The following is a 23,528-nucleotide window of genomic DNA, read 5'->3' as shown; positions in this document are numbered from 1 at the left end:
TCTATTACTCGACGATTTAACTACGCAACAAACCATTAAATATTTTTATTCCATTAAAAAAAGTTTATTTTTGCATACAAAGAAATCATTATGGCAAATTCAGCAGAGCAGAGACCTCACGTCAGCACCGATAATAATGCAAATCAGACTCATTATTATGTAACCTTAGTTGTCGCTATAGCTTTTGGCTTAGCCGGTACCTTTTTCCGTTTTATACAGGATTCTTTTTTGTTTACTTCCATTTCTAATATCCTATTGATTATCGGTAGCGTTATAGCCTTGCGTACCGTTTTTAGAATCATGAAATAGAGCAATCAATTTTAAGATATGAGAAGGCGTGAACATTTTTCGCGCCTTTTTTATTGCTGAAATTTTCACATCAATCGAATGTAGCATGCTTCACAAATTTACACTGACAATAGTTGTTCTTTTCGCTATGGGAAGCGCTTATGGACAGGAATATCATCGCGATTATACGAATGCAGTTTTATGGCAGCAACAGTCTGGCGAATATCGGGCCTTATGCTTCCAAGCCTTTAATTATGCACAACTCAGTTTGGATAAGGCTTTGAAAAAACGCGCAAAGAAACCTCGGTGTATTATTGTAGATATTGATGAAACGTTATTAGATAATTCACCGCAAAGCGGTCAGACTTTGCGATCAAAGAAGGGCTTTGATTTGGCTGAATGGAAACGTTGGACAGGAATGGCTATAGCGGATACAGTTCCTGGGGCATGTTCATTTTTGAAATACGCAGCTTCGAAAAAGGTGGCAATTTTTTATATCAGTAACCGCGATCAGAGTGAAATACCCGCTACTATGCAAAATCTGAAGCGTTATGGATTTCCCTATGTCGACAATGATCATTTATTGTTTAGGGATAGCACATCTAATAAACAGTCGAGAAGAAATCAAGTTGCGATGACCCACCAGATTGTTATGTTAGCAGGTGATAATTTAAGCGACTTTTCTACCGTTTTTTATCAGGAGGAGAAGAATACGAAGGAAGAGGTGGATCTGCTTGCCAAAAAATTCGGAACATCTTTCATTATTCTTCCCAATCCGATGTATGGCGACTGGGAGCAGTCTTTGTACCCAAAAGGAAATTTAACCGAAGCCGAAAAGGCTGATATCCGGTTGCAAAAGATAAAAACCTATTAAAAGCTATTTTTGATTTAAACTTAGGGTCGGATTTTGTGTCTAATTAGTGCTTAGATGAATTAGCCTGTCTATAAAAGAACAGATGGTGATTGTCAGAACAATTGACAACAACAAAGGTTATCATCTATACCAATAATTAGAGATGGTTATGAAAAATAACATGATTTTTGTGCTCCTATTGTTTTTGCTGAGTAGTACAGGAGGATTTGCCCATCCTCAGGATTCGGTACAACATATTGAGAAGTTGGAGATCGGACAAAAGAAGAAGAAAAGTTTCACGACAAAGCGCCAGGATTCAACGCTGGTATTGACAATCGATACCTTGATTATGAAAGATAAAGCTTCCCTGGAATTTTTTGGGAAGAAAAAAGTTCGCCTCAAGGTCAATTATGCTGAAATTCCGAAGCAAGCTTATATTATAGGAACGGATAGTAAAAATAATGGATCGGATATGGATATCCAAATCCACTTTGAAGAACTCGGAGCTCTTTATGTATTAGTAGGAGGGCGCGATGCGAACAATGGCACGCGTACCTATCCCAACGGAAATGGAGGAAATGTTACTTTTCGCTATGACAAGCGGGGCATTCGACCACAGCAAGCGGATAAAGAACAGGAAGCTTATTTGCGAATCGATACGCGTGCCGGGGGTTATCGCGTAAATCCGCAGTCCGATCTGTATAATATTTACACGCAAATCGGTATGGGAATCCGATCTGGAGGAGGGCGTTTGGGAGGTGTCCCCCAAGGACAAATTTATTCAGGTTCCCCGGGTAAAGATGGTAAAGTTACCATGGAGGAATTCTAGTTGAACTGCTTATCCGCTTAGTTTAAGCCTTTGTAATGGGCATCTTTCAATAATTGTTGAGCATCTTCGATTTGGAGTAAATCGATCAGGGAAGTACGGGGATGCTCATTCATATATTTTTTTACTATTTGCCATCCTAAATAAACACCTAACTTTGGTGCAGATTCGTTATGACTGCCAAGTTCGGGTGTAAAAGGAGCTTCACCAAAATGCTTCTGTATTTTATAATAATCAGTTTCGTACAATAAGTCTTCCGCTAAGAACCAGGCCCAGACATCTTTTTCGTAATCTTTTGCCCAATTCATTTGGGCCGTCGTATAACCGATTTTTAAACTGTCCGCTAACAGAGGCATTGATCGATCCAGGAGATACATAATTTTTCCATTGTATAACATAAGGTCAAGCATGCTTGGATTCCCTTGCTTGGATTCCGGAAAAAGTTCCTGCCGCAGATAGGTTTCAACTGTACGTGGCGTGATGTTTTCAGGCGTAAATCTACGCGATATATAGAGCGGGATACTTTTTACCAATGCGGGGTAAAATGAAGAGTTAGCCCCTAAAAACATATCCAGTCCAATACCAATATAATTTTCATTAATAGGTGATTGCACGGTAAAACCCGAAAAGAAAGAGATAAATCTTGGAATCTGTATGTCGGGGAAGTAGAATTTCAAATGTTTAAAAGCATCCGTCAACTGCTTTTCTTGTACGTTTAGGTTCGGATATACTTGCGAAACGTTTTTTTTTAGCGCCGCAAAATCACGATTCTGTAATATTTTTCTGTAATTGTTGAAAAGCTCCATCGTGTCTTGTAGATTTCCCACTTGTAGTATATGCATTATAAAGTCACCATAAAATTGGTTGTATTTTTTTTGCCACAACGCATGCTTTTCGGTTAGATTATGGATTGTTAGGCTATCGATAGATTGATCAAAGCGTTCGATCTTAATTTCAAGTTGAATTTTGCTTAAGTCGGGTTCATGGCTAGGGTTGCAAGCGGCCAGAGTAATAGTCAAAAAAAAGAGGTAGATTTGTGCGCCTTTCATTGGGGTTCTGTCATGTTTGTAATGATAGGACGCTAAATTAACAATATCGGCATGAAAGCAAAAAGCTTATTTAAAAACAAGTTAAACTGCTCGCTTAGAAAAAGAATGAAAAGATAACAAAGGATGCGTTCAACCTAAGTCCAATAAAGGAATAAATAAAGAATAATAGGAAATAGATGAAGTCAAATATATCGTTTAAGAAAGTGGCCTCCATGGTGGCAATGAGTTTACTTTTTTTGTTAAAGGCCAATGGACAAGATTATTACGATTCAAAATATGATAACAAACGAATTAGCTTAGGTATTACTTTATCGCCTAATATGAATTGGTTACGATATGGTGACTTCGATGTAAAGTCGAATACGGCCAAAATCGGGTATAACTATGGCTTGGTTGCTGATTTTGCCTTTTCTGAGAATTATTATTTTTCCAGCGGTTTACTGATCGAGAACTTACGCGCCCAATCGGAAACTTATCAGAATGGGAACGACTTCGTTATTAATAACTACAAACTCCAATATGCCCAAATTCCGTTAGGTGTGAAACTAAAGAGTACGCAACGATATTATAGAAGTTATTATGGTCAATTTGGTTTTACCTTGGGGGTTAAGCTGAGCGCGAAACAGGAAATACTAAATAGCAATCGAGTCGTTGTACAAGAATCAGATAATATGAAGGGGGGCGCGGATATCTTTAGATTAGGACTTCAAATAGGCGGCGGAGTAGAATGGTTGCTGGACCACAACCTTCGGTTCATGACGGGCTTGAGTTTTAATAACGGGTTTACACGTGTTGTTAAACACGGTGGAGCTAATAATTCTTATTTTGCTCTTAATCTTGGTATACTTTTTTAATAAACAGACACGTCAGTAGCATATGATTATAGCGATTGCGCAAATCAATTACCACATCGGTAATTTTGAAGAAAATACGGAAAAGATTATAGCAACCATAATAAAGGCTAAATGTGAGGGGGCTGATTTGATCGTGTTCCCGGAAATTACAGTTGGCGGTTACTTAGCGAAGGACTTGTTCCGTTATAATTCGTTTTTAGAGGCCTGTGAGATAAGTGTGGGACAGATAGCAGCTTCCTGCGATGGGATTGCTTGTATTATCGGAGCCCCTGTACGACGTAAACTAAATAAGGGGAAACAATTATATAATGCTGCTCTTTTCATAGCTGACCGAGAAGTAAAAGAGGTGATTCATAAAACACTTCTACCGGATTACGATGTATTTGATGAGTATCGGTATTTTGAACCAAATGATACGTTCAAGTGTGTCAATTATAAAGGGAACCGTATTGCGCTCACCATATGCGAAGATTTATGGAATGAGCATTCTCCCTCGCTTTACCGACTGGATCCCATGGTTGAATTGGCCAAGGAACAGCCTGACATTATGATCAACATCGCTGCCTCTCCATTCGCTGAAAATCATTTTGAATCACGTTGTGCGGTCGTAAGAGCTCATATTAAGCAACATGAATTACCTGCGCTGTACGTTAACACAATAGGGGCACATGCTGATATTATTTTTGATGGACGTTCGCTGGTGTTTGACAAGGAGGCTAAACTAATCGATGTATTGAATCCTTTTATTGAGGATTTGCGTTACTATCAATTAACCGATAAAAAGATCGTTGCCAGGGAGCCAGGCAAGGTCTATGACGAACCGGAGCCCATTGCTAATATCCATCAGGCTTTGATTCTTGGAATCAAAGATTTCTTTGCCAAGTCCGGATTCAAAAAAGCTGTATTGGGCCTGTCGGGAGGGATTGATTCTGCGGTTGTTGCGGCTTTGGCCTGTGAAGCGCTTGGGCCGAAGAACGTCATGGGAGTGCTCATGCCATCCATTTATTCAAGTGATCATTCTGTGCAAGATGCAATGGATTTGGTGGAGAACCTGGGCTGTTTACATGAGATCATTCCCATCAAAGAGGCTACCAATGCTTTCGATAAGATGATGGAGAAGGCTTTCAATGGGAAAGAAAGTGATATTACCGAAGAGAATATACAGGCTCGCGTACGTGCGATCGTTTTGATGGCTATGTCCAACAAGCATGGCTATATTCTATTAAACACCTCGAATAAAAGTGAAGCTGCCGTTGGATATGGAACCCTTTATGGCGACATGGCCGGTTCCTTGGGGGTTATTGGTGACGTGTTCAAAACGAAAGTCTATCAGCTTGCACATTATATTAACCGCAAGGCAGCTATCATTCCGGAAAATACCATTACGAAAGCTCCATCCGCGGAATTGCGGCCAGACCAGAAAGACTCAGATTCATTACCCGAATATGATGTATTGGATGCTATACTGTACCGTTATATCGAACTTGAATGGAGCAGTAAAGAAATTATAGCAGATGGTTTCGACGAAGCGTTGGTACGCCGGGTAATCAGGCTGATCGTCGGTGCTGAATTCAAGCGTTTTCAATCACCTCCCATATTACGGGTCACAAGAAAAGCTTTCGGAGTAGGCCGAGCCATGCCATTAGTCGCTAAACATCCCTTTTAATGTAAAATTTTGTTACAAGGGATTAAATTTTTCTAATCTGTAGCAACTTGGCATTAAATTCGTTATTTTTATAACACAATTGGGAGGTAAGTAAAATGAAAACAAAATGGTTCCTTTTGGCTATGGCAGTCATGATGTTAGCTGCCTGCTCGCCCTATAAATACTATACAACGCAGAGCAAAAACGGAGCTTTTTCTCAGTATAAAACCTATGCTTGGTTACCGGGATTAGATTCGCTTTCTAAGTCGTATTATAATAATTCGATCGCGCAGGAGAATATATACGAAGCCGCTGATGCGGCACTGAAGGCAAAAGGCTTAACATATAGTGAAAATAACCCGGACCTGCTCTTTCGGTACAAAGCAATCGTAAATAATACCAGTAGAACCGTCTATGCACCAATGTATGGTGGATGGGGTTGGGGCTGGGGATGGGGGCCTTATTGGGGCTGGGGCATGGGAGGTGCTGTCGGTCGGGAGCGTTATCGTGCGGGCCATATCATCATTGAGGCGGTTGACGCTAAAACAAAAAAGATTGTATGGCAGGGAAGAGGTTCGGGAGAAGTTAGTAACCCTGAAAAAGCCGTGAATGATTTACCTGTTGTTGTACAAAATATTATGAAGCAATATCCGGTAATGGCGCAGAACTAAGAAATTTTTAAGTGATAATGTGAAAAGGGGCTCTTCCGTATGGTTGGGCCCCTTTTTTAATGTTTTTCATTGTATCCGCCTGTTTACAATTATTCAACGATTAGACCATTTGAAAAAGGTGCCTAGAAGCAAAATTAAGTAAAAGGCAGAACCAAAGCAGGCGATATAGGCAATATAGTCACCAGTTGCGGTATAGAACGTTATTTCTTCGTTTAAATTGATATCAGCGTTAAGGGCTGTTGGTACCCACCATTTGCTTTGAGCAACGATATCTCCCCGTTGATTAATGAAGGCCGAAATACCGGTATTAGCTGATCTTGCCACCCATCTGCGGTTTTCTATTGCTCTCAATTTGGCATAATCTAAATGTTGATTTTTACCCGAAGTGTTTCCCCACCAGCCATCATTGGTAATAACGGCTATAAACTGTGCCCCCTGTTTCACATATTCTGCTACATAATCGCCCCATATGGATTCATAGCAAATGACAGGAGCCGCTCCAATACCACTTTGCGAGTAAAAGACGGAAGGCTTTTCTTGTGAACCATAACTCCCTGTACTTCCACCAAAGGCAGCAAATAAAGGTTTTAAAAAAGATAAGTATGAAAAAGGCGTTTGTTCCACACCGGGTACTAGTTTCGATTTATGATAGAACTGTACTTTTGAAGAATTGTCGATCAGTACGGCAGCATTAAAAGCATCATAATATTTGGATACGTTGCTGAATTGACGGGCTGAGGGCGTTTGTAACGAATCATATAGTTGCATTGACTCAATACCTGACAACACATTCCCGTTCCTATAATTATATAAGAAATCTCTTACACGAAGATAACTGTCGTTTTTTCTTATTTCTTCCTCGTTCACTCCCGGCGGTCTTTCCGGTATTGCTGATTCCGGCCAAATAAAAAACTCCGTATTGGTTTGCGCTTTGTCAGTTGATAATCGGATGAGGTTATCTACTTGGGTGGCAACAGTTATATTGCCAAATTTGCCATAAGGATCTATGTTCGGTTGTACCACCACTATATTAGAGGGGTTTTCGTGCTCTTCGTAGGAGAAATATTGTATAAAGGAAATAATGGATGGAATAAGAACTACCAAGGCAAAACTAATAAAACGTTTGAAGTTTAGCGAATAGGCTTTATCATAAATTCGTCTGCGCAAAACGAGAAACAAGGCGATATTACAGAGCCAGATCCATGCTGTTCCTCCATAAACACCCGTGTAGGCATACCACTGAATTAATGGATGCGCATTGGCAAAACCATTCCCTAAGGTCATCCAAGGAAATGCAAGATCCCAGCTTTGATGCAAATATTCATAGCCAATCCATAAACATACGAGTCCAACCAAACTACCTATCAGGCTATATCGTTTTCTAAGTTGATAATAGAGCCTGAATACGATTGCAATCAAGAAGGCGGCTAAGCCAAAAGGAATTAAACTAATAAAGACAGCAACATAAGCCGGCATCACGGCACTGATTGCATTATATACCCAATAGATGGAGGCTGTATTCCATATGAATGCCGTAAGGCCCGCCATAAGAAACACCTTTTTACCTTTATTTTTCGAATTGTCTAGAATCGTACGCTCGGTAGCAATTAATAGCGGTACGAAAGCCATTAGGAGGAGTGGGGCTGTGTAGGGGACAGGCGGCCAACCCAACCATAATAAAAAAGCGCTTAATAAAGCCAGGGAATAGTTATTCTTCACGTTAGAATTGAGATAGAATTTCGTTCTTTTTGTTTTCGTACTCTGCTTGAGTGATCAGTTGTTTTTCAAATAGTACTTTTAACTTTTTCAACTTAATTGTCACCTCATCTTCTGGTTCTGTTATCGTTTTTGTTGCTTTAAGGATGGGTTCTTGTTCGGGCTTGAGTGCTGGCTCAATAGGCGTTTCTTCCTGCAGTGGTTTCAGCATAACAGGCGGTGTAGTTGCCTTTTTCAATTCAATTTCTCGTAGTCGTTGCTCCTCTTTTTTCCGTTCGAGTGATTCATTGGCCAATTGATAAAGTTTTCTCGCCTGTACTTTGGGAATATATTCTACCGTTAAATTCTCCCCGTTCTGTGGAATCACGGTGAATTTGGCGCCAAAAAATTCCTCTTTAAAGGCAACATCTTTTACATCTTGCCAGGTCAATATCTCAAAATTAGTCGTTAAGCCTAATTTTGCAGACTCGCACAGCATGATTCGCTTACTGGTCAGTACAACGCAATCGGGTAATAGGGTTACAGCGGGTTTTTTCTGTACCGCAACATAGGTGACTACTTCACCTGAGGTAAGCATATCTTTTAACTTACTTAAAAGTTTCTCAACTACTTTAGGGTCTTGTTCCTCGTTTAAATATTGTTCTATGTACATTTTCGAGTAAAATTCAAAATTAAAAATAAATCATATAGCGGCTATGTCAAGTCGTTAAATTGTCGAGTAGTTAAGTCATATATACAACCATTCCCTAATCAGTTCACTCACAAACTTAAGCTATGCTAATTTACGATTTTCCAGCTATACAAATTACAAACTCTCCTTTTATAGGATTGTTTTGAAAATGTGTTAATACTGTTTCAATAGTACCTCGGATATTTTCTTCGTATATTTTACTGATCTCTCGCGATACGGAAACGAATCGATCGCCTCCAAAGAAATTACCAAATTCCTCCAAGCTTTTTAGCAGCCGATGGGGAGATTCATAAAATACCATCGTTCTCTCCTCGTTGACCAGCGACTTCAGTTTTGTTTGCCGCCCTTTTTTTACCGGTAAAAAACCTTCAAACACGAAACTATCTGTCGGCAATCCTGAATTTACCAGCGCTGGGACAAAAGCAGTTGCGCCGGGGAGGCAGCAAACCGCTAATCCATTTTTTATAGTCTCTCGAACCAGTAAGAAGCCCGGGTCTGATATGGCCGGTGTTCCGGCATCTGATATGAGCGCGACCGTTTTACCATCTTTTAAAAAACGGATCACTTCGTTCAACGCTTTATGTTCATTATGTTGATGATGAGCGTAGGCCTTTTTATCAATTCCGAAATGCTTGAGCAGGGGGGCACTTGTGCGTGTATCTTCCGCCAGAATAATATCAGCTTCTTTCAGAATACGGATAGCGCGGAAGGTCATGTCTTCTAAATTACCGATGGGTGTTGGAACGATGTAAAGCATTTTTTTTATATTATAAGCACCACATGGCAAGTTTTTAGCTGAAAACAGACAACGCAGGCCTTTTACTTTTGAATTTTTACCATCCCTATAAGAGGCGGTTTTTTTACTTTTGAATTTTTACTTTTTACTTTTTAGTTTTAATATCTTTGTCTGCAAAAATAAGAATATATGTTGCAAATTAGCTATATCCGTGAGAACAGAAACGATGTGATTAAACGCTTGCAAGTGCGTAATTTCGGTCAATTGGAATTGGTAGACGAAGTTATTCTTTTAGATGAAGACATCCGCTCTACTAAAATTCGATCAGAATCCATCGCTGCGGAAGGGAATGCGGCAGCCAAACAAATTGGAGAGCTGATGCGTCAAGGGAAGCGAGAAGAAGCGGATGCAATAAAAGCTAAATCAGGGGAATATAAAGAGCAATTAAAGGTATTAAATGAACAATTAGGCCTTTTGGAAGAACAATTTTTTCAAAAAATTGTCCAATTGCCTAATCTTCCATATAAAGATGTAGCGGAAGGAAAGACAGCGGAAGACAATGAAATAATCTTGGAGCAAGGTGAGAAGCCTGTTTTACCTGAAAATGCCTTAGCTCATTGGGAACTGGCTGCTAAATATGATATTATTGACTTTGAATTGGGGGTTAAAGTAAGTGGAGCAGGCTTTCCTGTTTACAAAGGAAAAGGTGCCAAGCTTCAACGGGCCTTGATTAATTTCTTTTTAGATCAAGCTACTGAAAATGGCTACCGGGAGGTACAGGTGCCTATTTTAATCAATGGTGATTCAGGTTTCGGAACCGGGCAATTGCCGGATAAAGAAGGGCAAATGTATTATGTTACCGCTGATGATCTCTATCTTATTCCGACTGCGGAGGTACCTGTTACAAATATGTATCGGGGTGAAATTCTAAAGGAAGAGGATTTTCCTATAAAAAATACGGCCTACACTCCCTGTTTTAGGCGTGAGGCCGGGTCTTATGGATCTCACGTTCGCGGCTTGAACCGGTTGCATCAGTTCGATAAAGTTGAATTGGTTCAGCTTGTTCATCCTGAGAAATCGTATGAGGTATTGGAAGAGATGAGTTCTTATGTACAATCATTACTGCAAAAGCTCCAATTGCCCTATCGTGTGTTGCGTCTATGTGGCGGAGATATGGGCTTTGCCTCTGCGATGACTTATGACATGGAGGTATGGAGTGGTGCACAGCAACGATGGTTGGAAGTATCTTCTGTTTCGAATTTCGAGACTTTTCAAAGTAACCGTTTAAAAGCGAGATTTAAAGGACAGGATGGGAAGATGCATTTAGTCCATACCCTGAATGGAAGTGCGTTGGCTCTTCCACGTATTGTTGCCTGTATTTTGGAAGAGAACCAGACTGATCGTGGCATAAAGATACCGAACATATTGGTGCCTTATACCGGTTTCGAATGGATTGATTAAGTAATTGATCTAATAACCAACAAGTTAAGAAATCTGCTTCATCAGCGACCGCTTTGCTAGCGGTAACAGGGTTTGGTTAAGTGGAAAAGTAATGTCACTTTCCACATGATAAACGGCCGGGTTCGGTAATTTTTTTCGTTGGTGTATAAGGTCTTTACGGATCAACTCCGGTGTTCCATAAAGTAAGTGCCTGTCATATTTAGTAAGGTAATCCATGTGCACGCCTCTGTATTGCTCATCTTTTCCTTCGAACAATGTCACTTGGTATTCATACACCAAAATACCCTTCTCCGTACCGTTTTTCAATAACATATATCCATTGTACGGATATAAGGGCATCACACCGATTGCTTCTATCGTCAGACGGCTTTCTACAAAATCATAAATCTCTTTCCCTTCCTTCAACACTTCATCAAGTTTAACAATTGCATAACTAATGATCCGTTCAATCTCTAGCATTAAATCATCATCGTTCACCAGCTTTTCATAAGTCAGCTTTACGGCTTCTGTATCAGCATGCGTTAAGCGTACCGGAAAAGAATCTTGCAGTGTGGTTTTGTCTTTTTTAAACTTATGCAAGTTATTGTAATGAAAAACCAGGTCATTTAGATTGGGATACAGTTGATTCCTGTGGAAATGATGGTTGATTTCTTTAAGATAGGCTAAGAGTTGATACTTCTTATACTCAAAATCCAATGGGATTTCGATAAACCAATCGGTATTCAATTTAGACATATGACCTCCGACTTATGGACTTAAGTTACGAATAAAGTTTCATACTGGCAAATCATTTTTATCCCCGTAGTTAAAACAATCTCCCATTAAGAGTCGTTTAGAGTTCATTCAATGTAACACTAATACAATCAAATGAATCTACATTCAGGCTCACCCTTTTGGCGTGTTAAAAATTCACTATTTGAACATACAGATCAGTTGGAGAAAGATCTTATCACCGAAGTTTTGATTATAGGTTCAGGAATTACAGGCGCTTTAGTCGCTCACGAACTCTGTAACGCAGGAATCGAATGCGTTGTTGCCGATAAACGTGCTATTTCAGGCGGAAGTACAGTTGCAAGTACAGCCCAGTTACAATATGAAATTGACGTTCCTTTGTACAAGTTAGCCAAAAAGATTGGAGAAAAAAAAGCAACTTCGGCTTACGAGGCTAGTTTACAGTCGATTGCAGATATTAAGGTACTCGTTGACGACACAGGTATTAAGGCTGACTTTGAATATATTCCTACCTTGTTGTTGGCAAGTAACCGGATAGGCTTACGCAGGCTAAAAACTGAATTCGAAATACGTAAGAAGCACAATTTACCCATTTCCTTTTTCACATCTGAAAAATTAAAACAAGATTATCATATTGACGGTCATGGCGCACTTTGGAACAATACGTCTGCGCAGATCGACTGCTATAAAACTTCTACCAACCTGTTAGCATACCATCGCAAAAGGCATCATTTAAAACTGTATGCCTATACAGAGATCATTAGCTATGAAAAGTTGGAAGATGGATTCATTGCAAAAACGCAGAAAGGATTGACAATTCGCTGTAAGTATTTAGTGATTGCCACCGGTTTCGAGGCTTCCCGATTTCTACCAAAGAAAATAATGAAACTAATTTCTACCTATGCCCTCGTATCACAACCACTGTCCCCTGATCAGCTCTGGACTGACCGTTGCTTAATATGGGAAACCAGACAGCCTTATTTATATCTACGCACAACCTCCGATAATCGAATTATGATGGGCGGAGAAGATATTCCCTTCAAAAACGATCGATTAAGAGATGCTCAAATGGAGCGAAAAACAAAGATATTGGAAAGGAAATTTCACAGACTTTTTAAAGACATCCCCATGGTAACTGATTTTACCTGGTGCGGAACCTTCAGTTCTACAGACGACGGATTGCCCTATATTGGTGAGTTTAATGAAAAAAACAGGTTCTTCGCGCTAGGGTATGGGGGCAATGGAATCACCTTTAGTATGATTGCAGCTCAACTTATAAAGAACAAAATCCTTGGAAAAAAGGACAACAGGGAGACGCTCTTTGGTTTTGACAGAACTAAGGGTTCTTAGTTATTCGTTACTAGCTGTTGGTTATGGGCGCGAGCGTAATTCATGATCACATTGGCTAACCGAGCGTAGCGACGAGCTCATGAATACCTTCAGAGTGAACATGAATGAATAATTAACTTTATCTATTTCCCTTCTAAACTAGTACCTTTACGAGCTAAATTAGAACCACAATATGATAAGGAAAAAAAATCGAAACACCTGGCTCTACGGGACACTTGTAGTTACTCTTTTATCAGCTTGTAATACGGCTGACAAACAAACTTCGGATAACTCGGATAAGAAGGAAGCGTTTAAAGTTTCCGTTGATTCTTTTGCAGATCTCGAAATTTTACGCTATCAAGTGCCTGGTTGGGAGCAGCTGACCTTAGAACAAAAGACGTTTGCTTATTACCTTTATGAAGCAGCGCTTTCTGGACGGGATATCATCTATGATCAGCGAGGAAAATATAATCTAACCATCAGGAAAACGCTGGAAGCTATTTGGAACAATCCTAAAATAAAGCAATCAGGTGATGAATGGGAGAAATTCAAGGTTTATTCGGGACAATTTTGGTTCAGTAACGGGAATCATCATCATTATTCAAATGATAAGTTTGTGCCAACTTGTTCTTTTGATTACTTCGCCACGTTGGTAAAGAGCTGCGATGTAAATTTGCTGCCGTTACATGAAGGAGAAAGTTTGGAAACTTTCTTAGCAAAAATGAAACAGGTGATCTTCGATCCAACGTTTGAACCAAAAATGGTGAATTTAACAGCGGGTATTGATCATGTTGCTCAATCGTCCAACAATTTTTATGAAGGGGTTACACAGCAGGAAGTTGAGACTTTTTATAATTCATTTCCGCACACGGGACAGGATCCTGAGTGGGGTTTAAACAGTAAAGTAACCAAGGTGTCGGGTAAATTGATTGAACATGCTTGGAAAGTAGGTGGGATGTATGGTGCTGCCATCGAAAAAATGGTACAGTGGATTGAAAAGGCGATTCCATTGGCGGAGAATGATCAGCAGAAAAAAGCGTTATCCTTACTGGTAGCGTATTATAAAACCGGCGATTTAAAGAAGTGGGATGAATATAACATTGCCTGGGTGCAGGATACCGCCGCTACGATTGATTTTGCTAATGGTTTTATCGAAGTTTATAATGATGCGATCGGTATTAAAGGTAGTTATGAAGCGGTTCTTTCCCTAAAAGATCTTGAAAGCACCAAGCGTATAAAAGCCATAGCAGATCAAGCACAGTGGTTTGAGGATAACTCGCCTTTAGTTGCGGAACATAAAAAGAAAAAAGTGAAAGGGATAAGTGCTAAAGCGATCACGGCCATTGTAGAGGCGGGTGATGCGGCCCCTAGTACACCAATAGGAATTAATTTGCCTAATTCCGACTGGCTGCGCAAAGAGTATGGATCGAAATCGGTGTCTTTGAGTAACATTATACATGCTTATAATGAAAGCAGTGCTAGCAGTGGATTTTTAGACGAATTTGTTCATGACGCTAAAAAATTGGAACGTATGAAACAATTCGGAAATTTAGGGAGCGATTTACATACCGATATGCACGAATGTATCGGTCATGCTTCAGGGCAAATAAACCCGGGGGTAGGAACTCCTGACAAAACCTTGAAAAGCTACGCGTCTTGTTTAGAGGAGGCCCGTGCCGACCTTGTTGCCCTCTATTATATCATGGATCCAAAGCTAGTCGAAATAGGCGTTATGCCTTCGCTTGAAGTTGGCAAAGCTGAATACGACAACTATATGATGAATGGTTTAATGACACAACTTACGAGGCTGAAATTAGGTGACGATATAGAGGAGGCACATATGCGTAATCGCGCTTTGAATGCCTATTGGGTATACGAGAAGGGCAAAAAGGATAAGGTGGTGGAGTTTGTCAAAGAAAATGACAAAACCTATGTACAAATCAATGATTACAAAAAGCTGCGTGGCTTATTTGGTGAACTATTGAGGGAGATCCAGCGACTTAAATCGGAAGGTGATTATGAAGCTGGTAAAAATTTGGTTGAAAATTACGGTGTAAAAGTTGATCAACCCTTACATAAAGAGGTCCTGGATCGATATGCGAAGCTCAACCTGAAACCTTATAAAGGCTTCATCCAACCAAAACTGGTTGCAGTGGAAGAAAATGGGAAAATAACAGATGTAAAAATTGAATATCCCACTTCATTTTATGAGCAAATGCTCGGTTATGGGAAAGAATATGGGTTTTTACCTTAGACCTTTATCACTATCTTTGCCGGCATGAATCATCGAGCTGTAATTTTCGATATGGATGGTGTGATTTGCCATACCAATCCATATCATGCAGAAGCCTTTAGACAATTTTTTGATAAACGATCAATCCCTTATACCGAACAGGAATTCGTAGATCATATGTACGGTAAGCATAATAGCTATATTATGAAATATTTTCTGAAGAGGGAGCTTAGTGATGAAGAGGTGAGCGTATTAGAGGATGAGAAGGAGTTGTTGTTCAGAATGATCTACGCCGATCATATTGATCCAATACCGGGATTCCTTGCTTTTCTGTCGAATTTAAAAAGCACCGGATACAAAACAGGAGTGGCAACTTCTGCACCGTATTTAAACCTCGAACTCATCCTGAATAAATTGGCATTTGCACCGCAAATGGAATCGATACTCAGTAGCGAGGATGTAAAGCTGCATAAACCTAATCCGGAAGTTTATTTAAAATCCGCGGAAAATTTACAGGTACCGCCTGCGCACTGTCTTGTTTTCGAAGATTCATTTTCGGGTGTGACAGCAGCGATCAATGCGGGAATGAAGGTGGTTGGTGTGCTTTCCTCCCATAGCAAAGAGGAATTACCGCCTTGTGATCATTATATCAGAGATTATTACGATATTGACGTTGATACGGTCGATAGGCTACTCGCATAATGCAATAATAGAATTCTCAGGCATGACCACCATCATTACACCTTTTCTTCGCTGCTGATCCACTTGCCAACTGTGGGGGCTTCGTATGCATGCATTTGTTCGATCAACCCATTTATATCCTGATCAACTAATAACATATCACGGTTGATTTGTTTCAGGAGACCGTTGTCAACCATTTGCGCTAACAATAAGACGAGGTGGTTATAAAAACCGTCGATATTTAATAGTCCGATTGGTTTCTTATGCAAGCCGAGCTGAGCCCAGGTAATAATTTCAAATAATTCTTCAAGGGTTCCAAATCCTCCGGGTAAGGCAATAAAACCGTCGGATAAATCGTGCATCTTGGTCTTACGTTGATGCATTGTTTCAACAATATGTAGTTCTGTGATCCCCTTGTGGGCCAGCTCCTTCTTTTGCAGGAACTCGGGGAGGATACCAACAACGCGGCCCTTTCTACTGAGTGCACCGTCTGCAACTGCGCCCATTAAGCCGACATTGGCCCCGCCATATACAAGTTGAATTCCTTTTTGGGCTAACGCTTCTCCAAGCAGAAATGCTTGGTGTCTATAATTATTTTTCAATCCGTTACTGGATCCGCAAAAAACAGTAATACTCTTCATATTATTCTTTATCTAATTTTTCCAATTCCGCTTTTACAAATTGTACCAGCTCTTTTACGTAGGCCTGACTGAAATCGAAAGCAATACCCGCTGTTTGGTAGATTTCAGGAATTGTTTTCGTATAGCCCAGTTTTAGTGCTTCTATGTACTGCTTTAAGCCTAGCGCGCGATTTTCTTTATAATGTTTCCATACAGCAATTGCACCCAATTGGGCCATCCCGTACTCTATATAATAAAAAGGCACCTCATATATATGTAGTTGTTTTTGCCAAAGAAATGATTTTGCCTCTTCTAGGTCTTCCCAGTTGGCAAAATTATGACCAAAGCGATCAAAAATCTCATTCCATGCTGCTTCTCGTTGTGTCTCCGTATGGTCAGGGTTGGTATAAAGCCAATGTTGAAATTGATCAACGGTAGCGACCCAAGGTAACGTTTTTAACACATCCTCCAGCTGTTCCCTTTTCGCGCGTATTAAGTCTTCCTTCTTATCGAAAAATGTATCCCAGTAATCCATTGAAATGAGTTCCATGCTCATGGATGCCAATTCTGCAATCTCACTGGTCAGGTGTTTGAAATCATTCAAGGCCAAATCTGCCGTTAAAAAGGTATGTAAAGCGTGACCTCCTTCGTGTACCATGGTGGTCAGGTCTCTAAATGTATTGGCTGAATTCATAAAAATGAATGGGGCACCACTTTCTGCCAAGGGGTAATTATAGCCACCTGGAGCTTTTCCTTTTCTGCTTTCCACATCAAAAAGGTTGTTTGCCTGCATGATCTCGATGTATTTACCAATCGACGGATCCAATCGATTAAAACAGATCGCTGTTTTTTCAATGAGCTCTTGCCCATTATCAAATGGTTTAAGTGCTGGTTTTCCTGTGATATCTACTTCCAGGTCCCACGGCTTAAGCTCATTGAGTTGTAGCGCGTTTCTTCGTATTTCTGCTTTTTCTCGTAAAAGTGGCACAAGCTCTTTTTCGATGGCCGCATGGAAGGAATAACAATCTTGCGGTGTATAATCAAAGCGACCTAAAGATTGAAACATATAATCACGGTAATTCTCGAAACCCGCATTCAGCGCCACCTGGTGCCTAAGTTTTAGTAAACGATTAAATAGCGCGTTCAGTTGTTCTTTGTCTTGTAGGCGTCTATTGTTTATACTTCGCCAAACAATCGCTCTTTTGCTTCGATCAGTATCTTTTAAAAAGGTCGCCGCTTGCGGAAGCGTATAGGTTTTGCCATCAACCTCAACTTCCATATTACCGGTAATGGATTGATACTTTTGCTGTTCTACTTGGAGTTCGGTGAGCAACGGAATACTTTCATCCCTAAATATTTCAAGCGCTTTTCTAACACTCCGTAAGTAAATAAAATACTTTTCTTGATCCAAGTCATTTACGAAATCAGATTCAATGAGTTTCTTGTTCAATGTGTTGGCAATGGGCGCAATTTTCGGTTCTATCTCGGTAGCGAAATACTGAAAGTCTTGCAATAATTTTTCGTCCGTTGTATCGCAAGTCATGCGGATATAACGCCAAGCGAAGTCTTCTTCCAAAACCGCTTCTAATTCACTGCGATCAAGCATCCATTGTTCCAAAGCTTCCTTGGATTCGATCGGTCGGTTTTGCAGTTCCTGAAATAGAGGATTCAAGTTTTCCCAAAGTATAACAAGGTTTTGCGGTACAAAATGGCGAACGATTTTATTGAGCGTATGCATAAATTCTTTTTAGTATAATTTAATTAACGTATTAAAATAAAAAATATTAAATTCCATTGTCAACTTATTCCCAATTTATGGGAGTCGTATCAACAGAGGGTTCCTTTTCCGGGATCGATCGTTTGACCGGTTCTTTACTTCGTGAAGGATAGGAGACAACGATATTATCTTTTATATAATCAATAGCGGAAATCGTTGCAGATACCAATTTTTTGTTATTAGAATAAGCAAGATGATCCGCGCTGCCATAATATCTGATCTGCGTGCAGCAGATTAACAATTTGTTGGCTAAAGACCCAAGTTGCACTGTTCCTTGTTTTTTTATAAAGAGTGATTCATCCAATGGAATGATAATGTCTTGCGTATGATGATAGCTAAAGGAAGGACGATCTAAATCGACCGTCGAAAAAAGAAACCGGATCGAAATGGCATGCATTTTTAAGTAATTGGAAAAGGACTCCATGGGATTATGTTCATTTATCACGATGCCTACTTTTCCCGAAGGATCAAAAGTGAGTTCTATCGGATTATGGCGAATAAGTGAATCGATAGGAGCATACTTGTTAAAATTGAAATCAAGTAGCATTTTGATATTATAATCCTGAAACCTGTTGCTTTCGGATTGAACTACAGGGCCATTTCTGAATATCTGTTTACAGGCTTCCGCTAGCCTGTTGTGTATACCCTCGTATTTATATTCTTTTAAAATGGGTTGAAAAGCTGTTTTTAAATGCTTTCCTGTAGTACTGCCTAAAGCAAAAGCTTGTTGAGCAGCAATGCTTCCTTGCGAAAAATTGTGAGGCTCCTTTGATGCCCGCTTGGTGAAATGTTTACCACCTCGACGATAGTGAACATGTTCGCCTAATTTTCCGCTGAATGTAATAATGCTTGTTTGTTTTGCCATAGCGTTTAGCGATAAAACGGCATTTTACAATAAATTTTGTAAATTTGCAAGGGTATTCTTTTCCACATACCGAAACAATCCGAACCTCAATAATCTATTGGATTTAGATGCTAAGAATCGACGTGAAGTCCACGTCAAGTCCACCTTTAATCCACGTTAGGTCCACCTTCTATTCTATACTCATTTGTTCTCCATTCGTCTTTCCTTGCCTTTCTATAGTACGGCTACCTAACGGATCACAAAGGGATGGAAAGGGAATAGGCCATGAGGGAGCTATGTACTGCCATAGTGTAGACCACAGGATCTAATTGCTTTGAATAGCTAGCTGACCTGAAAAGAATAGAACCGATCTAATAGGTCTTATATAGGCCTTAGCTTAGAAAGTAAATATCCAGTAGGAAAAAAAAGGCAAAAATAACGGAAGCAATACCGTTGGTGGTCATAAACGCTCTGTTGACTCTTCGTAAATCGGTTGGGCTTACGATGCGATGCTGATAGAACAATAAAGAACAATAGAAGACGACACCCGTCATATAAAACCAACTTAAATGCATGTAAAATACTGGAATTATGATACAGCAAGCGGATAATATGTGCAGAATTTCGGATATACGCAGCGCACCCTTTTTTCCAAAATATGCCGGAATGGAGTTCAAATGATGGCGCTTGTCGAACTCTTCGTCTTGCAGCGCATAGATAATGTCAAATCCGCTCACCCAAAAGAGGACAGAAAATGCGTAGAGCACCGGAACAATATTGAAACTTCCAGTTACGACCAGATAGGCTCCAAGTGGAGCTAATCCTAAACCAAGGCCCAATACCAGGTGACATAAAGGTGTTATTCGCTTGGTGTAACTATAGAATAGTACGACAAATAGCGCAACAGGCGAAAGATAAAAGCAAATGGGGTTAATAAAATAGGTGGCCGCGATAAAAATAACACAGTTGATAATTGTAAAAGTTAGCGCACTTTTTGCGCTTATACGGCCTGCGGGGATGTCGCGCATGGCGGTACGGGGATTAAGTGCGTCAATATCTCTATCTAAATAACGGTTAAAGGCCATGGCGGCGTTGCGTGCTGAAACCATGCAGATAAGCATGAGCAAGAGAAGTAGCCAATTGAATGTATGATTGGTGGTGTGAACAGCTAGAAAGAACCCGATAAAAGCAAAGGGCATTGCAAAAATGCTATGTGCAAAAAGGACAAGCGACAGGTATTTTTTCATTGAATTTAATCATTAATCATCTAGTAAGCATGAATGCATGCGGGTTTCATTTTAGTTAATGACGTGTTAAAGGGTAAATCTTTGGTTAACGTCATTAATCAAGTGAAGGATCTCATCACATCCTGCCCTTGTTTCGGACGAAGTAAGAATATGAGGGGGAACTTCTTCAAACCAAGTTAAAAGGGCCTTGCGAAATAATTCTATATTATTTTCTGATTTCATTTTCGACTGCTTATCGGCTTTTGTGAAAATGAGAACAAAAGGTACGCCTTTTTCCCCTAGTAAACAGCAAAAATCCAGATCGTTTTTTTGTGGGGTTAACCTGCTGTCTACTAATACAAAAACACATTGTAGGTTTTCGCGGTTAAATATATATTTTTTTATAAATTTTCCCCACTCACTGCGATTTGTTCTGGAGGTCTTGGCATAACCGTATCCGGGAAGATCGACCAAAAACCACTCTTTATTAATTAAAAAATGATTTATCAACTGTGTTTTTCCGGGAGTCTGCGAAGTTTTTGCTAAACCTTTATGCTGTGTTAGCGCATTAATTAATGAAGACTTTCCCACATTTGAGCGGCCTATAAAGGCATATTCAGGCAGCGTCGGAGCAGGAAGCTTGTCTATTCTTGTATTACTGCAGACAAATTCGGCACTTTTTATCACCATAATGAGCAAAGATAACATTTTAGTTATACGTTTTAAGATAAAGAACAACCAACAACGAATATTACATGAAGACTCTTGGCGAAGAGGTCAATTTTACATAAGTTTGCGTACGCATGGATTCAAATACAATTACTCCGTATAAGGACGACAAGGTAGGCAAGAAACAGCAGGTTGCTACCATGTTCAATAATATATCAAAGACCTATGATTTTCTGAATCACTTTTTGTCTTTCGGCATTGATATCGTATGGCGGAAAAAGGCAATCAAATCACTTCGATCATTACAACCTAAAAAAATGTTAGATGTGGCAACAGGAACGGGAGATTTTGCATTTGAAGCAATTAATACGCTGAAGCCGGATAAGGTAATTGGGGTTGACATTTCCGAAGGTATGCTGAAGGTAGCTAAGGAGAAGATTGCCAAAAGAGGTGTGGGGGATAAATTTGAAGTTGTGTTAGGAGATTCGGAAGGTTTACCATTCGACAATGCATCTTTTGATGCTGTCACCGTTGCTTTTGGGGTTCGGAATTTTGAAAATCTAGAAAAGGGGCTTGCAGATATTTGTCGGGTATTAAAGCCGGGAGGACAGGCTGTTATATTGGAGTTTTCCAACCCGAAATCTTTTCCGATGAAACAACTTTATGGCGTTTATTCCAGCACCCTTATGCCCTTCTTTGGAAGATTGTTTTCCAAGGACCGAGAAGCTTATAGCTATTTGCCCGAGTCTGTTGTGCAATTTCCGGATGGCGAAAGGTTCACTTCAATCCTTACTCGTGTAGGTTTCTCGAAAACGGTGTGTAGGCCGCAAACTTTCGGTATTTGCACCATTTATATTGGTACGAAATGATGAAAAAAAAAGGTATTGCATTGAGTCTGATGCTTGTCTTTTGTTTAATTGCAAGCGCACAGAAACGAATGACTTTACCTTTTAGTGGCGAATATGATGAAGATCAAATACTTCATCTAGGTTTTTTCTTTACGTACCAGACCTCTTATTACAAAGCTACTAAAAATGCCAATTGGCAATCGGCTAATGGCGGAGTTGCCGGACGGCGACTTGTAGGATTAAAAACACCGGCAGGTATGGGGGGAATGGGTTTCGGTATTCCGATCGATGTGCGGCTGGGAGGGAATGCCAATTTCATTGTCAGGCCAACATATCTGATTTTCGCTGATCAATCACTTGATTACGTCTTTTTAGAAGAAGCAACGGGGGAACGGATTACCGTCACTAAATATCATAAGGAAGAACCTCGCTCAAATGTGAGCAGTAATAGCTTAGACAAAAACTTTTTTGCATTTGAAATGCCCATTTTAGTAAAGTTTAAGTCGGATATGAAAAAAATCTATGGTGAAGATAAGTACCGCGGTTATATTGTAGGAGGGGCCAAGTTCACTAGAAACATCGGGCGGAATAAATACTATAATGAACTTACCGAAAATCTTCCTGAATTTATGCCGATCATTGTAAAACCTTATTACTTTTCATATGAAGCTGGCGTAGGTGTTGATTTGTTTTTTGAATATTTCAAAATGTCTGCGGAACTGAAATGGTCACAAACCATGAACAGTATTCTCGATAAAAAATGGAAGAATTTACCGAATCCCTTTATGGACCCACTCGATAAATTACTGCTAAGAAGTATTCAATTCAGTTTGATCTTCGAGTAGCTGCATAAAGAATGATGTCAATGCCCTGCCTAATTTGGCAGTGATAGAATGCTAAAATTAAATATTTGCGAATGAAGACGGTCTTTATAACAGGTGCAAGCTCGGGTATAGGTTTTGCTTGCGCGGAAGTATTTGCACGAGAAAAATATAATCTTTTATTGGCTTCCCGTCGAGTCGATCGGTTGCATGTAATGGCTACCGACCTTCAGAATAAATATGGTGTTCAAATTCATGCGATCGGTTTGGATGTAAGGGACAAGAGTTTAGTAAAAAAAGTATGGGATGAGCTACCGGAGGATTGGAAGAATATCGATGTTTTAATCAATAATGCAGGTTTGAGCCAAGGATTGGAACCGATACAGGATGGAAATACGGACGATTGGGACCGCATGATTGACACGAACGTGAAGGGATTGCTTTATGTAACGCGAGTAGTGGTGCCACTTATGCAAGCGAAAAAAAGTGGACATATCATTAATATCGGTTCCATTGCGGGCAAGGAAGTTTATCCGAATGGAAATGTGTATTGCTCAACGAAACATGCGGTAGATGCCTTAACGAAGGCAATGCGTATCGATTTATTACCTTATAATATAAAAGTTACAAGTGTTGATCCCGGAGCTGTTGAAACCGAGTTTTCAGTTGTTCGATTTAAAGGAGATCAGGAGCGTGCTAAAAAGGTATATGCAGGTTTTACGCCGTTGTCCGCTGAGGATGTAGCGGAGGCTATCTGGTTCGCGGCTTCCAGGCCACCTCATGTAAATGTAAATGACTTATTGTTGATGCCCACGGCACAGGCATCGGGTACACTCTTTCATAAAGAATAATAAATTTTTTTATCGAAACTTGGATTGTACGCTATTTTATGGTTATTTTGAGCGTAATCGATTAGTAGGAAAGGTAAATCTTTAGTAAATACTTGTTCCTATTTACC

23 protein-coding genes are annotated in these 23,528 nt (G+C 39.9%); 13 read left to right on the top strand and 10 right to left on the bottom strand.

Annotation, left to right across the window (positions count from 1 at the left end; translation table 11 throughout):
* The first annotated feature begins 90 nt into the window (after positions 1–90).
* The 3 genes from RYH73_RS10695 (at position 91) to RYH73_RS10685 (ending at position 1,970) form a co-directional block, all read left to right on the top strand.
* Complete coding sequence (locus RYH73_RS10695; protein ID WP_335313413.1) at positions 91–309, top strand: hypothetical protein; 219 nt, start codon at positions 91–93, stop codon at positions 307–309.
* Between the two features lie 85 nt (positions 310–394).
* Positions 395–1,162, top strand: a complete 768-nt coding sequence (locus RYH73_RS10690; RefSeq protein WP_335313412.1) for a 5'-nucleotidase, lipoprotein e(P4) family — start codon at positions 395–397, stop codon at positions 1,160–1,162.
* A 148-nt stretch (positions 1,163–1,310) separates the two neighbouring features.
* Complete coding sequence (locus RYH73_RS10685; protein ID WP_335313411.1) at positions 1,311–1,970, top strand: hypothetical protein; 660 nt, start codon at positions 1,311–1,313, stop codon at positions 1,968–1,970.
* 17 nt (positions 1,971–1,987) lie between these two features.
* On the opposite strand, the gene gldB is transcribed toward RYH73_RS10685, so the two are convergent.
* Entirely contained in the window at positions 1,988–3,016 is a 1,029-nt protein-coding gene (gene gldB, locus RYH73_RS10680; protein WP_335313410.1) for a gliding motility lipoprotein GldB, read from the bottom strand.
* A 176-nt stretch (positions 3,017–3,192) separates the two neighbouring features.
* On the opposite strand from gldB, the gene RYH73_RS10675 reads away from it, so the two are divergent.
* From RYH73_RS10675 to RYH73_RS10665, 3 genes are all read left to right on the top strand, one after another.
* Positions 3,193–3,870, top strand: a complete 678-nt coding sequence (locus RYH73_RS10675) for a porin family protein (RefSeq protein ID WP_335313409.1) — start codon at positions 3,193–3,195, stop codon at positions 3,868–3,870.
* A gap of 22 nt (positions 3,871–3,892) precedes the next feature.
* Positions 3,893–5,536 (top strand): NAD+ synthase, encoded by a 1,644-nt coding sequence (locus RYH73_RS10670; RefSeq protein WP_335313408.1) that lies wholly within the window; start codon positions 3,893–3,895, stop codon positions 5,534–5,536.
* A 95-nt stretch (positions 5,537–5,631) separates the two neighbouring features.
* Positions 5,632–6,186 (top strand): DUF4136 domain-containing protein, encoded by a 555-nt coding sequence (locus RYH73_RS10665; RefSeq protein ID WP_335313407.1) that lies wholly within the window; start codon positions 5,632–5,634, stop codon positions 6,184–6,186.
* A gap of 93 nt (positions 6,187–6,279) precedes the next feature.
* Here RYH73_RS10665 and lnt read toward each other — a convergent pair whose 3' ends face one another.
* From lnt to rsmI, 3 genes are all read right to left on the bottom strand, one after another.
* A complete protein-coding gene (lnt, locus tag RYH73_RS10660; protein ID WP_335313406.1) occupies positions 6,280–7,905 on the bottom strand; it encodes an apolipoprotein N-acyltransferase in 1,626 nt (541 codons plus the stop codon).
* A 1-nt stretch (position 7,906) separates the two neighbouring features.
* Positions 7,907–8,554, bottom strand: a complete 648-nt coding sequence (locus tag RYH73_RS10655; protein WP_335313405.1) for a PH domain-containing protein — start codon at positions 8,552–8,554, stop codon at positions 7,907–7,909.
* A 130-nt stretch (positions 8,555–8,684) separates the two neighbouring features.
* Complete coding sequence (gene rsmI / locus RYH73_RS10650; RefSeq protein ID WP_335313404.1) at positions 8,685–9,350, bottom strand: 16S rRNA (cytidine(1402)-2'-O)-methyltransferase; 666 nt, start codon at positions 9,348–9,350, stop codon at positions 8,685–8,687.
* Positions 9,351–9,518: 168 nt separating this feature from the next.
* On the opposite strand from rsmI, the gene serS reads away from it, so the two are divergent.
* The gene (gene serS, locus RYH73_RS10645) at positions 9,519–10,790 is read left to right on the top strand and encodes a serine--tRNA ligase (RefSeq protein WP_335313403.1); all 1,272 of its coding nucleotides are present in this window, start codon (positions 9,519–9,521) and stop codon (positions 10,788–10,790) included.
* Positions 10,791–10,814: 24 nt separating this feature from the next.
* On the opposite strand, the gene RYH73_RS10640 is transcribed toward serS, so the two are convergent.
* Positions 10,815–11,525: a hypothetical protein gene (locus tag RYH73_RS10640; RefSeq protein WP_335313402.1), complete on the bottom strand. Its 711-nt coding sequence runs from the start codon at positions 11,523–11,525 to the stop codon at positions 10,815–10,817.
* A gap of 132 nt (positions 11,526–11,657) precedes the next feature.
* Between RYH73_RS10640 and RYH73_RS10635 the strand changes: the two genes are divergently transcribed.
* The 3 genes from RYH73_RS10635 (at position 11,658) to RYH73_RS10625 (ending at position 15,786) form a co-directional block, all read left to right on the top strand.
* On the top strand, positions 11,658–12,872 hold the full coding sequence (locus tag RYH73_RS10635) for an NAD(P)/FAD-dependent oxidoreductase (protein ID WP_335313401.1): 1,215 nt from the start codon (positions 11,658–11,660) through the stop codon (positions 12,870–12,872).
* A gap of 172 nt (positions 12,873–13,044) precedes the next feature.
* On the top strand, positions 13,045–15,105 hold the full coding sequence (locus tag RYH73_RS10630) for a dipeptidyl-peptidase 3 family protein (RefSeq protein ID WP_335313400.1): 2,061 nt from the start codon (positions 13,045–13,047) through the stop codon (positions 15,103–15,105).
* A gap of 24 nt (positions 15,106–15,129) precedes the next feature.
* Entirely contained in the window at positions 15,130–15,786 is a 657-nt protein-coding gene (locus tag RYH73_RS10625; RefSeq protein WP_335313399.1) for an HAD family hydrolase, read from the top strand.
* Positions 15,787–15,821: 35 nt separating this feature from the next.
* On the opposite strand, the gene RYH73_RS10620 is transcribed toward RYH73_RS10625, so the two are convergent.
* From RYH73_RS10620 to yihA, 5 genes are all read right to left on the bottom strand, one after another.
* Positions 15,822–16,406, bottom strand: coding sequence for a TIGR00730 family Rossman fold protein (locus RYH73_RS10620; protein ID WP_335313398.1), 585 nt, complete (start codon positions 16,404–16,406; stop codon positions 15,822–15,824).
* A 1-nt stretch (position 16,407) separates the two neighbouring features.
* Positions 16,408–18,123 carry a M3 family oligoendopeptidase gene (locus tag RYH73_RS10615; protein WP_335313397.1) on the bottom strand — a complete coding sequence of 572 codons (1,716 nt, stop codon included), beginning with the start codon at positions 18,121–18,123 and terminating at the stop codon, positions 16,408–16,410.
* A 64-nt stretch (positions 18,124–18,187) separates the two neighbouring features.
* The gene (locus RYH73_RS10610; RefSeq protein ID WP_335313396.1) at positions 18,188–19,027 is read right to left on the bottom strand and encodes a hypothetical protein; all 840 of its coding nucleotides are present in this window, start codon (positions 19,025–19,027) and stop codon (positions 18,188–18,190) included.
* Positions 19,028–19,398: 371 nt separating this feature from the next.
* Complete coding sequence (locus tag RYH73_RS10605; protein ID WP_335313395.1) at positions 19,399–20,253, bottom strand: UbiA-like polyprenyltransferase; 855 nt, start codon at positions 20,251–20,253, stop codon at positions 19,399–19,401.
* A gap of 66 nt (positions 20,254–20,319) precedes the next feature.
* A complete protein-coding gene (gene yihA, locus RYH73_RS10600; RefSeq protein ID WP_335313460.1) occupies positions 20,320–20,922 on the bottom strand; it encodes a ribosome biogenesis GTP-binding protein YihA/YsxC in 603 nt (200 codons plus the stop codon).
* 113 nt (positions 20,923–21,035) lie between these two features.
* On the opposite strand from yihA, the gene ubiE reads away from it, so the two are divergent.
* The 3 genes from ubiE (at position 21,036) to RYH73_RS10585 (ending at position 23,421) form a co-directional block, all read left to right on the top strand.
* Positions 21,036–21,770 (top strand): bifunctional demethylmenaquinone methyltransferase/2-methoxy-6-polyprenyl-1,4-benzoquinol methylase UbiE, encoded by a 735-nt coding sequence (gene ubiE / locus RYH73_RS10595; protein WP_335313394.1) that lies wholly within the window; start codon positions 21,036–21,038, stop codon positions 21,768–21,770.
* Positions 21,767–22,594 carry a hypothetical protein gene (locus RYH73_RS10590; RefSeq protein ID WP_335313393.1) on the top strand — a complete coding sequence of 276 codons (828 nt, stop codon included), beginning with the start codon at positions 21,767–21,769 and terminating at the stop codon, positions 22,592–22,594. The genes ubiE and RYH73_RS10590 overlap by 4 nt, the downstream gene beginning before the upstream one ends.
* Positions 22,595–22,665: 71 nt before the next feature.
* Entirely contained in the window at positions 22,666–23,421 is a 756-nt protein-coding gene (locus tag RYH73_RS10585; protein WP_335313392.1) for an SDR family oxidoreductase, read from the top strand.
* The last annotated feature ends 107 nt before the right edge of the window (positions 23,422–23,528 follow it).

This window comes from Olivibacter sp. CPCC 100613, from assembly GCF_036959255.1.
GTDB lineage: Bacteria > Bacteroidota > Bacteroidia > Sphingobacteriales > Sphingobacteriaceae > Olivibacter.
The sequence above is the reverse complement of the archived record's forward strand: the minus strand, read 5'-3'. Positions and strand labels throughout refer to the sequence as shown.